The sequence below is a fragment of the Occallatibacter sp. genome, assembly GCF_049802275.1.
In the GTDB taxonomy this organism is placed as follows: Bacteria; Acidobacteriota; Terriglobia; order Terriglobales; family Acidobacteriaceae; genus Telmatobacter.
On record NZ_JBARMD010000130.1, the window covers coordinates 1 to 10817 of the forward strand.

A 10817-nucleotide genomic window follows, 5' to 3' on the forward strand; every position below is an offset into this window, starting at 1 on the left:
CCGAAGCCACCATCAATATGGCTTCCCGCGTCACCTCGGGGTAGAAGCCTGAAAGCTTCCACCAGATTGCAAGGTAAACGCTGGGCAGAGGCGGATGCGCATTCGACAAGGTGGTGATGGGAATCAGCGAGCCGGTGCGAAAGAAGTCCCATGCGGCGGGAATATAGTAGCCCGCCTCGTCCCAGTAGTAGGGCAACCGCAGCAGTGAGAAATGGCTGACGTAGAGGGCCGCAAATATCACGGGAAACACCATCCACAATGGAAATGGTGCGTCCATGCGCGGTTCGAGGATTGTTCTGAGACGAGATCGCTTGCTCATGAACCTGTCTTTGAAGCGCACCGATTCGAACCCAGCGTGCGTCAGATCGGTGGCCAGCGCGGGAACCGTTGCCGCAGCTCCAAAACGACGTTAGTTGACCGGACCCTGGGGGAAATTCACGTTCTGCGGCTCAAGATTCAGATTGCCGAAGGCCTGCTCGTACTGTGAAAGGTTTTGCCCGAGCACGTTCCACAGAGCCTTGGCCTGTTGCGGGCTTAGAAAAATGGCCTGGTGGTTGCGAATCGTCACCTGCTCGGGGCTATCGCTTGATGCGAGACCAAAGACCAGCGAGAAGTCCCACACGCTGACGCGCACCTGGACGCTGTTGGCATAGGACTCGCGATAGTCCGGAGTCTGAACGACATTCATCTGGGGCTGTTGCGGAGTCTGACTCATAGTTTCTTCAGATTACCCTGTCCGGCCACCCGAACCGGCGTATCAGAATCCACACAAGCCTTCACGTTCGACCGATCCAAGCACAACAAACGATCTTCACGCGGCTTTTGCCGGTTTGAAGTCAGTGGAGAGAGCTTATGTCACAAGAGCAGGGCATCGATGCGCCTCGAATCTCGGCCTGATCTCGAGATTTGCACACTTCTGAATAAAACTGGTCGCCGACTCGTTTTTGACTGCAACGATTCGCATTTCGCAGACACCATGCAAACAAATGGCGCTCAGTCAGGCCGAGCGCCGGTCGGTCCGTTCCCACACTCTCGCAAATGGGTTCTTGCATCATCCCAAGGAGGACAAAAATGGATCTCAAGGACGATTTTGTGTTCAGACCTTTGCCGCCGGTAAAGGACACCATCCATTTTCCTTTTCCGATTCTCAATCCGCTCGGCCCCCTCGCAGTCCTGGGTGGAGAATGGGGAGGAAAGGGCTTCAACATGATTTGGCGTCCTAACCATACGCCACCGGGCCAGGACCGCTTCCTGGAACTCAATTTGACGCTGGACTCGATTGCTTTCAATGCTATCAGCGGTGCGATTCCCAACCGGGGCCTGCTTCAGCCGGACATCAACATGTTCGGTCTTACCTACACGCAACAGATCTCCGACGCCAACGTGACGGCGGGCCTGCACATCGAACCCGGCATCTGGGCCGTTGTACCCGCAACCTCCGATCCCGCAGAGGGACGCACCGTTGTTCGAATGGCCTCCATTCCTCACGGCACTACCATTCTTGCTCAGGGCACTGCTACGACCATGGCAGGACCTCCGGCAATTCCCAACATCAACATCCTGCCGTTCCTGATCGGGAACCCGGGGGCCACATTCAACTTTCCCGAGCAGAACCTCGCCAATCCCACGGCCTTTCGTTCGCCGCCGGTCCAGATCGCGGGAATCACGCAGGCGATGGTCGACAACCCAAACTCTGTTCTTCAAGCGGCAATCGCAGGGCAGACCATCCTTTCAACCACCACGCTGCAGATTTCAACCAAGCCCGCGGCCCCCCTTGTGGGAGGAGGCACAGCAAACACCGCCTTCCTGGCAGGGGGCGCGGCTGGGCCAAATGCTGTTTCGGCGGTGGTCTCAGCAACTTTCTGGATTGAGACCGTTCAAGGCACTCCGAATTTTCTGCAGCTTCAGTACTCGCAGCTGGTGCTGCTCAATTTCAATGGATTGAGCTGGCCGCACATCACCGTAGCCACTCTCAAGAAGAATGTGCCGGTCATTCCGCCCATCTGGAAGGTTGATCCCGACATTCCTCTGAAAATCCTGCGTGAAATTGAGCCACCTGTTCCACCTGAGGTGGGCGCTCCGATCCGAACCCTCGAGCCTGCTAAACCGACCCGGCAGTTCGAAGAGCAGTTCGAGGCAGAGGAGCGCGAGCGTAGGAAACCGCCGGCTCACAAACCGAAACCCAGAACCAAGCCCTGAGAATAATCAAGCCTCTCAGAGCGGGCGATCGCAAGTCCCGCTCTGGAGGCCGCGGTTTTGACCTCTTTCGGTCTGTCGGGAAGTGATTGGTGCGAAAGGGGGGACTCGAACCCCCATGGATTGCTCCGCCAGATCCTAAGTCTGGTGCGTCTGCCAATTCCGCCACTTTCGCACTTAGGTCAATTTATCACCCCCGATGAGCCCTGATGACGGGTGAGTCCGACGAAGCAACACGGCGCGTAGTGCGTGTGTGTCTCTGATTAGACGAGTGAATCCAGCCGGGCGTATCCTGCGCTCGAAGGCCGGACTCCAGTTGAAACCGAATCGCTCGTCCAAACGGAGAACGAGAATGCGCCTTCGGGCAGTCGCAACAATCGCCGGTATGCTCGCATCCTGCGCGATCGCACATGGCACGCCGCCCGAAAAACCCGCGCAACTCCGCGGAGAGGGCTGCGTTGAGCCCGGCGTCGAGGCGCGCTGCCTGGTCGTGAAGGATGTTCGCAGCGGAATGCTCTTCAACCTGTTCATAAAGGGAGTTCAACCGGAGATCGGGTACGGCATTGAGTTCGTCGGAGTGCCACACCGCGGAATGACCACGTGCATGCAGGGGACAGCGTTGGATGTGTTGACCTGGGCGCACAGGGACTTGAAATGCACACAGGGGACGGCTCCGAAGCCCAGGCCATAGAGGCCAGTTTCCCTCGACCTGGCCCGCTTACTCCACACCATAGAAGCGCGTACAGTTAGCGCCGAGGATACCCTCGATCTCGTCAGGGAGTGATTGCCTCGCGTAGTCCATCACCATCCCCATTGTCTCCTCGTAACTTCCCGACAACGTGCAGACTGGCCAGTCTGAACCGATCATCAGTCGACCTCCCCCGAAGGCTTCGCAAACGACATCGAGATAGGGCCTGAAATCCTGCGGCGTCCACTGTTTCCAGCGCGCCTCCGTCACCATTCCCGACAGCTTGCAGAACACGTTGCCGAACCGCGCCAATTCGCGAATGTCACGTTCCCATGGATCCATCAATCCCTCAGTGATCGCAGGCTTGGCAAGGTGGTCCAGCACAAACCGCTGCTCTGGAAACTCCCGCACCAGTTTCATCGCAACAGGAAGATGCCGCGGATAGAGCAATAAATCGTAGGTCAGTCCGTACTCCGCCAACCGGGCGATGCCGCGCCGGAACTCTATCCGAAGCATGAATTCATCGTCCGCCTCTCCCTGCAGGATGTGGCGCACTCCAACGAACTTGCGGTTCGCGGCAAACTCATCCAGTTGCGCGGGCAAATCGGGCGAGCAAAGATCAACCCACCCCACCACGCCCTTCACGAAGTCGTGCTCATCGGCAAGCGCCAGCAGCCAGCGTGTCTCGTCCAGATCCTGCCGCGCCTGAACAACAATGGATCCATCCAACAACTGGCCATCCAACTTCGGCTTCAGATCTTCGGGCAAAAAGTTCCGCTTCAATTCCGGCATCTCGTCGCTGATCCAGCCATATTGTTCCGGGCTGTACATCCAGAAGTGCTGGTGTGCGTCGATTCTCATCGGCGGTGTCCGTTCAAAACCATATAAGACGCCATGCTAACCCCTGCGGTCAGAGAGGTATAGTGCTGATATGCGTTCAACTTCCCTGTGGTTTGTTCCTGCGCTCTCATTCTGTCTTCTTTCGGCTGCATCAAGAGCCCAGGATCGAAAACCCACCATCACACTCGACGAGTACATCAACACCACTGACATCGTTGGTACCAGCCTCGCACCAGACGCATCCGCGGCCGTCGTTGCAACCGAAACGCCCGACTGGAAGGCCAGCACATATCGCCGCGACCTGTGGCTGTGGACGGCGCAGGGGGGCCTGAAGCCGTTAACGCACTCCGGGACTGACCAGCAGCCTCAATGGAGCCCCGACGGAAAGTGGATTGCCTTCCTTTCGGACCGCGCCCCGGCGGGTTCCGCGGACGGCGACGCGGATGGAGAAAGCACCGAATTCAGCCGGGTCTGGCTGATCTCTGCATCGGGCGGGGAGGCCCTGCCGCTCTATAGCGAGAAGCTAGATGTCGACGCCTTTTCGTGGTCGCCGGACAGCTCCGCCATCTACTTTTCGGCCAAGTCGCCGCTGAGTCACGATCAGGAAGACGAGCAGAAGGATGAATGGAAAGACGTGGTCAGGTGGCGCGAGCAGTATCGAGGTGACGTGCTGCTGAAGATTGCGGTCGGACGCGCGCTGGCTCGGGCAATTGAAGTGCCGCTCGCTACGGAAACTCCCACAGCGGCCAAAGCCGACGCTGAGCCATCATCGAAGCTGCCCACGGGAGCGGAAACGATCGCAAAGTGCGACCTCGCAATCAGTGAGATTGCGCCTTCGCCTGATGGCAAACAGGTGGCCTTTCTTACTGAGCCTATTCACAAGCGCATAGAGAACCCGGCCGACTACGAAATCTTCCTCGTCGCCGCATCTGGCGGCAACATCCGTCAGGTCACGCACAACCAGGCTGTCGAATCGAACATTCGCTGGTCACCGGACGGACACTGGATTCATTTGTCAGTGAATGCCGCAGGCGGATCGCTTGAGGGCAAGTACCGCGATGTGCAGGGCCGGCTGTACCGGCTTGATCCCGCTTCGGGAAAAACCGAGCGGCTGGGCGGGTCCTTTGACGGCTCGCTCGATCAATACACTCTGCTGGCTGACGGGCGCGAACTTGCTCTTGGCCTCAAAGGTACAGAAGCACAGGTATATCTGATTGAAGGCGAGAAGGCCACAAAGCTGCCGGGAAGGGCGGGCAGCTATGCAGGGTTGGAGCCCGCCCGTGCATCCAACGCCATCCTGGTTCGTCTTTCCACAATCAATGACCCGCCGCAGGTGTATCTCGCCGCCGATCCGCTGCAACTGGATAAGTTGAAGAAGCTCACCAGCTTCAACCCGATCTTTGCCGAGCGTACGCAGCCCGAGTGGCAGCCTTACACCTGGAAGTCTGACGACGGTCAGACGATCGAAGGCGTGCTGATCTTCCCTCCGGGCAAGAAGGGTGCGAAGCATCTGCGTATGTTCACCATGATTCACGGCGGACCTGCCGATGCCGACGGCAACCGGTTTGGCGCTGACTGGTACGACTGGGCAACATTCGCCGCCGACAATGGCTGGCTAGTGTTTCGACCGAACTATCGCGGATCGACCGGGTATGGAGACGAGTTCATGCTCGGCATCGAACCGCACCTCGTCTCAAAGCCGGGCAGGGACATCCTCACCGGCGTAGATGCGCTGGTAAAGGATGGTTTTGCCGATCCCGATCACCTGGCCATCGGCGGCTACAGCTATGGCGGCTACATGACCAACTGGCTGATCACGCAGACTACGCGGTTCAAGTCTGCCGTAACCGGTGCGGGCGCTGTGGAGCATGCGGCCAACTGGGGTAACGACGACGAGACCTGGGACGACGCCTGGTATCTAGGTGGCCGGCCCTGGGAGAATCCAAAGCTCTACCAGGATGAAGCCGCGCTGTTTCAGTTCGACAAGGTAAAGACGCCTACGCACCTGGTGCAAGGCGGCGCAGACGTACGCGTCAGCTATCTCGAGGGCGAGACGATGGAGCGGGCGCTGGAGTCGCTGGGGATTCCGCATACGTTTCTGGTGTTTCCGGGCGAGGGACACAGCCTCGAGAAGAACCCCTGGCACGGCTACATCAAGTTGCGCGAGGAGCTGAAGTGGCTGGAGAAGTACGATAAGAAGTAGAGGATGTTGACCCGGCCGATGATTGAGCATCAGCTTTGCCACCCCGCGCGTCCAACGATTGTGCTGAAGCCGCCCGCCTTTATGGCGCATCCTATGCAATAGGAAACAATGAATCCTGCAGTCGAACATGCCCGCCACGCCGCATTCCAGCAAACGTTGCTGAGTGCGCGCCGCACCATGCTGATGAGCGAAATTCTGAAGCTCGCCATCGACAGCTTCCGGGCCAGCAAGCTGCGCTTCGCATTGACGGCGCTGGGCATGGTGATCGGCACGGCATCGGTAATCCTGGTAGTAACAATCGGCCTCACGGGGCGGCAGTTCATCCTGAACGAGATCCAGAAGATCGGCACCAACGAGGTCGAAGTCGAGTACGCGGGCGGCGGTGCAATCGGGGCCGAGAAGGTGCAGTACAACGACTTTCTCACGCGCGAAGACGAGAAAGCGGTGTTGGCGCAGGTACCGAGCGTCGTAGCCTCTTCGCCGGTGCTGGAGTCGCACGACCGTATCAGTTTCGGCGGTGGAGTGGTAAAGGACACACTGGTGCTGGGTGTGAGTCCGCAGTACAAGGATGTGCGCAACCTGATTGTGCTCTCCGGGCGCTTCTTCGACGATCAGGACGAGACGGCGCATATGATGTGCGCGGTGGTGACGGTGCCTTTCGCACGCGATATGTTCGGCAGCACGGATGCGGCACTCGGGAAGGAGTTCTCGATTCAGGGAATTCCATTCACCATCGTCGGAACCTTCAAGGAAAGCGTCGACACGTTCGGGGAGACTGAGATTGAAGACGAGACGATCCTGATTCCCTTCTCCGTGGCGCGGTACTTTACCGGAACCGATAACGTGAAGCAGATCTACTTCACCATCCGCAGCATGGACGAGGTTCCTGACGCCACGCGCGAGATCCAGCGCGTGATTCAGTCGCGACACAAGGCGAGCAGTGTTTACAAGACATTTGACCTGCGCGAATTGCTCTCGATGGCTAATCGCATTGCGATTGCGTTGACTGTGGTGCTGGTGATGGTGTCAGCGGTAACGCTCGCAGTGGGCGGCGTCGGGATCATGAACATTATGCTGGCCAACGTGCGAGCACGCATCCGCGAAATCGGCATACGGAAAGCGCTGGGAGCGACGTATCGCGAGATCAAACTGCAGTTTCTGGCCGAAGCGGTCATCATCTCGCTGGCCGGCGGACTCGTGGGCTGTTTCGTCGGACTTGCCGTGCCGTTGTCCATTCGGCTCTTCTCGGATTATTCACTGCCGATTTCGATCTGGTCAGTGGTGACTGCCTTGACCGCGGCAACGATAGTGGGCGTCGTGTTCGGCACCGTGCCGGCGACGCGGGCGGCGCAGATGGATCCGGTTGAGGCGCTGAAGTATGAGTGATAAGGACGCACCGGAACTGCAGCCCGATCCGGACGACGAGCCATCGGGACCGAATCTCAAACTGGCTTACAGCCTGCTGGCAGCGGCGATCGTTGCCGCAATGTGCATCGCTCTATTTATCGTGCTGCCGTTTTATCATCGCCGCTGACGCGATTCCGCGCGATGTGTACAAGCTCAGTTTCGCCGGCCATCTCTGGCCGCAGCTTCTCCCTCGATGACAGGCCCCTCGGGCTTGACTTCGATCTTCCTGGACTTGCGGTACACGTTTGCAACCGCGATTGTCCAAAGAGGAACAAAGTCGACTCCGGGAACGAGCTTGGCAAAAAACGAAGGCAGGAATTCCCAATGCCAGCCGAGCAGAAAACTTAGGGCGCCAGCCATACCCAGATCGAGGAGATCATCCGCAGGCGAGGCTGCGCCTTCGATGAACAAGGGAAAAACGGCAATCTGAAGAAGATCGGCGGCAATTGCCAGGCCCAGCGCGACTCGCATCCGTATGCGCGGCGAGAGTGCGATCGTGTTTGAAGGCAAATCCATTTCAATCTGCACGGTGAAGTTCTCCCTCTTCAAGATAGACGGTCATCGAAGCTGCCCGGCTCACTGGGGGCTGAAAATGAATCGATATGCACCGGGAACGATGCGGATAAATCCAGAATGATTCCGGGCGTTCTATCATCGGCGCTTAAGGCTTCTCCGCAGATTCCGCATCAATCGAGGTGAACACTATGATGACACAAGCTGAAAAGGCAGCAATCTTTCAGGCGCTGCATGCGCGCAAGCAACCGTTTGTGATCGGCAACCCATGGGATGCGGGCTCGGCGCGTATTTTAACCAGCCTGAAATATGAGGCGCTCTCGACGACGAGCGCAGGGCTGGCGTTTTCCCTGGGCCGCAAGGATGGAACCGCAGCGGTGAGCCGGGCCGAGGCGCTCGAGAACGCGAAAAGCATTGTGGAAGCGACGAACCTGCCGGTTGCGGCCGATCTTGAAAACGGTTATGGACACGCGCCGGAAGACGCTGCAAAGACGATTCGAATGGCGGCCGAAGTGGGGTTGGTGGGTGGATCGATTGAAGATGCGACCGGCGACGAAGCAAAGCCGATTTATGAATTCGATCACGCGGTGGAGCGGATTGCGGCTGCGGTTGAAGCTGCGAGATCACTGAGATTTCCTTTCATGCTGGTGGCGCGGGCCGAGAACTATCTGCATGGCCGGGCGGACCTGGATGACACGATCCGGCGGCTACAGGCGTTTGAGAAGGCCGGAGCAGAGGTGCTGTATGCGCCGGGTCTGACGCGCCCTGAGGACATTCGTACGGTTTGCTCGGCTGTGACGAAGCCGGTGAATGTGCTGATGGGGCTGAAGGGCGTGCCGCGGCTGACGGTGAACGAACTTGGCGAACTGGGCGTGCGGCGGATCAGTGTCGGGTCAGGGTTCAGCCGGGCGGCGCTTACGGCGTTTCTGCATGCGGCGCGTGAGGTGATCGAGGACGGCACATTTGGGTTTGCGGACGAGACGCTGTATATCTCGGATCTGACGGCGATGTTTGGGTGAAGGTTTTTCGGTTCGTACCCCGTAGCCCGTGACCTACCCCCACCCGGTCTCTGTAAAGGAAGTCCCTGTTTTCATGAGCCTACGGGAGACTAGCAGCTGCAAAATACTCCAAACAAAGATGTTAGCCGCATAATATTCTAAGCAAAGGACTTAGGATGCTTCTCCGGGCGTTGCCGCGGCGTCACCCCGCCTTCTTTGACGGAGACTCGCCATTTGCAGGCGCTTACGCGTGTACCGAGTCACAAACTCTACAAACAAAGAGGTTATCCGCGCTCTCCAGTTCTTCAGAGCTACTCGGGGGAGCTTTTATCCAGCCAGAGCCCTCTTGTATGGGTTCAGGCTACATCGATGCGCGAATTAAGCTGCAAAAGCCGAAGGATTTTTTTGCGTTTGGACTCTGGGGTTTAGCGGAGATCGTCGAGGGGTGAGGCTTGACTGCCAATGAGGTGAACCCCTTGGGTCGCGTTGTACGGCACGGGCGTAACGTCGTGGCCTTTCACAAAGCTCTTCGCCGTTGGTGAGTCACCGCCGGTGAGAAAGCGACGAATGGCAACTGCAGGTCCCTCCACTTCGGTCGGGATGACAAACGCACGAGGAATTCGAAGCAAGTGGATTACGGGCCGATGCTGACCTTTGGCGGATTTTCGCTTTTTCCCCGGTCGGGGGCAATACATCGATGATCGGTGCAATCGAAACTTCAGCATCGTCCACTACACATCCGTTGGCACCTTTTCCAGTCTCTCGTGTAAAGCTGGCGGCAACCCGCTTGCAGTCAGTCGGAAGCATTGCGATCATCAGTAGATTCGCAGGCGTTACCATGTTTCGAGATTGAGAGCGTTGTGCGCAAGTGATCTTGATGAGGAGGGTGTATGGAACTGAGACGCAGGATGGCTTTTGCAGGGGGCGTTGTTTTCGCTTTGGCGATGTTGAGTGGACGGGCGGCCTGGGCTGCGGCGCCGGTGGATGTATGTTCGCTGCTGACAAATGATCAGGCGGCAGCGGCGCTGGGCGTGCCGGAGGTCAACGCGGGGGCAGGCGCGAACAGGTGTATATGGACTCCCAAGAAGTATCAAAAGGGAGCGGGAGTGCTTACGGTCCAGTTCGAGGGTGCGAGCGACCCGGCGAAGACTATGGGAATGGGGACTCCCGTGAGCGGAATTGGCGATGAGGCGATCCAGACGGTGGTACCGAGCACGAACAGTTCGGTGCTTCACGTGAGGAAGGGAACTACCTGGTTTGTGGTGAATGTGCACGGAGTTCCACTGGCCCAGGCTACGCAAATGGAGCAGACCGTGGCGGCGCAGATCGTCATGAAACTTTGAGGTTGTGCGCTCAGGAGGACGCAAGTCGTGGAGGGGACAGCCGAAAGAACAAGGGGGTTGCATTCTGTGAACCATAGCTGATCCATGGTGTCTGGAAGCTGCCTGATAACGTGGCGGAGAGGAAAAAAACGACAGGGCCAATTCCCATTCGTTAAGATCTAGCGAAGTATCCGCGCCGCAGATTTCCCTGCTTGTCAACCTGCCCTGGCGCGACCACTTTCCAACTTTGCTGTCGAGATGTTCCAAAGGAGAAGCATGAATCGTTGCAGCCGCTTGTTGTTTGTTGCCGTTTCGATGGCGTTGATTGGGGCCTGCGTTGAGGCGCAGGTGGACGAGAAGCTTTATTCAGATATGAAGTGGCGGGAGATTGGGCCGATGCGCGCGGGACGGACAAGGGCTCTGGCGGGGGTACCGAGCGAGGCGGCTACGTTCTATCTGGGGGCGGTGAATGGCGGCGTGTGGAAGACGACCGATGCGGGGTCAACGTGGCACAGCGTGTGGGACGACCAGCCGAGCGGGTCTATTGGATCGATCGCGGTTTCGTTGAGCGATCCCAACACGATCTACGCGGGCAGCGGCGAGGGGTTGCAGCGGCCGGATCTTTCGACGGGCGATGGGGTGTACAAGTC

At 58.2% G+C, this 10817-nt stretch carries 11 protein-coding genes, 1 tRNA gene and 1 pseudogene; 8 read left to right on the forward strand and 5 right to left on the reverse strand.

Annotated features, from left to right (window positions below):
- Positions 1–319, reverse strand: a pseudogene (locus WA354_RS04235) (hypothetical protein); the annotation flags it as partial.
- Positions 320–409: 90 nt separating this feature from the next.
- The gene (locus WA354_RS04240) at positions 410–715 is read right to left on the reverse strand and encodes a DUF3467 domain-containing protein (protein WP_472811765.1); all 306 of its coding nucleotides are present in this window, start codon (positions 713–715) and stop codon (positions 410–412) included.
- A gap of 356 nt (positions 716–1071) precedes the next feature.
- Here WA354_RS04240 and WA354_RS04245 point away from each other — a divergent pair, with 356 nt between their 5' ends.
- Positions 1072–2199 (forward strand): heme-binding protein, encoded by a 1128-nt coding sequence (locus tag WA354_RS04245; protein WP_472811766.1) that lies wholly within the window; start codon positions 1072–1074, stop codon positions 2197–2199.
- Positions 2200–2286: 87 nt separating this feature from the next.
- Here WA354_RS04245 and WA354_RS04250 read toward each other — a convergent pair.
- A tRNA-Leu gene (locus WA354_RS04250) sits at positions 2287–2371 on the reverse strand.
- Between the two features lie 177 nt (positions 2372–2548).
- Between WA354_RS04250 and WA354_RS04255 the strand changes: the two genes are divergently transcribed.
- Positions 2549–2887: a hypothetical protein gene (locus WA354_RS04255; RefSeq protein WP_472811767.1), complete on the forward strand. Its 339-nt coding sequence runs from the start codon at positions 2549–2551 to the stop codon at positions 2885–2887.
- A gap of 27 nt (positions 2888–2914) precedes the next feature.
- Here WA354_RS04255 and WA354_RS04260 read toward each other — a convergent pair whose 3' ends face one another.
- Positions 2915–3745 carry an amidohydrolase family protein gene (locus tag WA354_RS04260; RefSeq protein ID WP_472811768.1) on the reverse strand — a complete coding sequence of 277 codons (831 nt, stop codon included), beginning with the start codon at positions 3743–3745 and terminating at the stop codon, positions 2915–2917.
- Between the two features lie 70 nt (positions 3746–3815).
- Between WA354_RS04260 and WA354_RS04265 the strand changes: the two genes are divergently transcribed.
- The 3 genes from WA354_RS04265 to WA354_RS04275 all read left to right on the forward strand — a co-directional run bounded on the left by WA354_RS04265 (position 3816) and on the right by WA354_RS04275 (position 7461).
- Positions 3816–5927, forward strand: coding sequence for a S9 family peptidase (locus WA354_RS04265; protein WP_472811769.1), 2112 nt, complete (start codon positions 3816–3818; stop codon positions 5925–5927).
- A 108-nt stretch (positions 5928–6035) separates the two neighbouring features.
- Entirely contained in the window at positions 6036–7313 is a 1278-nt protein-coding gene (locus WA354_RS04270) for an ABC transporter permease (RefSeq protein ID WP_472811770.1), read from the forward strand.
- Positions 7306–7461, forward strand: coding sequence for a hypothetical protein (locus WA354_RS04275; protein ID WP_472811771.1), 156 nt, complete (start codon positions 7306–7308; stop codon positions 7459–7461). The genes WA354_RS04270 and WA354_RS04275 overlap by 8 nt, the downstream gene beginning before the upstream one ends.
- Before the next feature lie 26 nt (positions 7462–7487).
- On the opposite strand, the gene WA354_RS04280 is transcribed toward WA354_RS04275, so the two are convergent.
- Positions 7488–7862 carry a hypothetical protein gene (locus WA354_RS04280; protein WP_472811772.1) on the reverse strand — a complete coding sequence of 125 codons (375 nt, stop codon included), beginning with the start codon at positions 7860–7862 and terminating at the stop codon, positions 7488–7490.
- Positions 7863–8038: 176 nt separating this feature from the next.
- Here WA354_RS04280 and WA354_RS04285 point away from each other — a divergent pair, with 176 nt between their 5' ends.
- The 3 genes from WA354_RS04285 to WA354_RS04295 all read left to right on the forward strand — a co-directional run.
- The gene (locus tag WA354_RS04285; protein ID WP_472811773.1) at positions 8039–8866 is read left to right on the forward strand and encodes an isocitrate lyase/PEP mutase family protein; all 828 of its coding nucleotides are present in this window, start codon (positions 8039–8041) and stop codon (positions 8864–8866) included.
- 887 nt (positions 8867–9753) lie between these two features.
- A complete protein-coding gene (locus tag WA354_RS04290) occupies positions 9754–10188 on the forward strand; it encodes a hypothetical protein (protein ID WP_472811774.1) in 435 nt (144 codons plus the stop codon).
- Between the two features lie 255 nt (positions 10189–10443).
- Positions 10444–10817: WD40/YVTN/BNR-like repeat-containing protein (locus tag WA354_RS04295; RefSeq protein ID WP_472811775.1), on the forward strand; the 374-nt coding region annotated here is incomplete at its 3' end.